The sequence below is a fragment of the Vibrio sp. 10N.222.46.A1 genome (assembly GCF_041473595.1).
In the GTDB taxonomy this organism is placed as follows: Bacteria; Pseudomonadota; Gammaproteobacteria; order Enterobacterales; family Vibrionaceae; genus Vibrio; species Vibrio tasmaniensis_A.
In genome coordinates, this window is record NZ_JBFRSN010001693.1 from 1 (window position 1) to 868 (window position 868).

General features: G+C 44.8%; 1 protein-coding gene. It reads left to right on the forward strand.

The genetic code is table 11. The features are described 5' to 3' along the window. Positions 1-50: 50 nt before the first annotated feature. Positions 51-868: chondroitinase-B domain-containing protein (locus AB4496_RS28905; protein WP_372133557.1), on the forward strand; the 818-nt coding region annotated here is incomplete at its 3' end.

Genomic DNA, 868 nt, shown 5'->3' on the forward strand with positions numbered 1-868 from the left:
AAATGGGTGGCCGTCATTTTTATAATCCAAACTTTAACGTGAGATGTACGATGAACAAAAAACTATTATCGGTAAGCATTATTAGCGCGTTCACGCTCGCTTTTGCAACAGGCTGTACGACACAAGAGAAAACAGCACCCGTAGTCAGTGTCGCTGAACAAGCTGCGCCAGCTATTAGCGAAATCGACCGTAGTTACCTATTGAACAGTGACCGCTTAACTGAGGTCGATGGCAACACATTAGCCGTTGCATCAGAAGAGCAAGTCGCTGCGCTTAAAGCACAATTTGAAAACCTAAAAGATGGCGACGAAGTTATTATCCCTGCCGGTAAATACGCAAACTTAGGTCAAGTGACGATTACGGCGAATGACATCACCATTAAAGCCGAGCAAGCGGGTTCCGCCTGGTTAACTGGCCTAGTTCAGTTTGAACTGAAAGGCGATAACATCACGCTTGATGGCCTAGTGTTTACCGAAGGCGGTCCAAACGAAAGGTTTGGCGGCGTACGAATGATGGGCGACAACAACACTTTAAAGAATTCAACATTTTATTATTTCAACCACGCTTATGAATATCAACCAGATGAGCGTCGTTCTGAATACCCAAGATACCTGTGGGTTTCTTTGTGGGGTAAAGACGGCAAAGTCATCAACAACCGTTTCGAAGGTAAGCAGAAGCGCGGCACTTTGATTGGTGTGCAAAAAGATGACACAGCTGACAACCACCTGATCGCAAATAACATCTTCATGGACCAAAAGCCTAACCAGTTCAATGAATTCGATATCAAAGAGGCGATTCGTTACAACGGCAACAGCTGGGAAGCACTTCGTATTGGTGATTCAAAATCTTCTCAGTGGGACTCTAATTC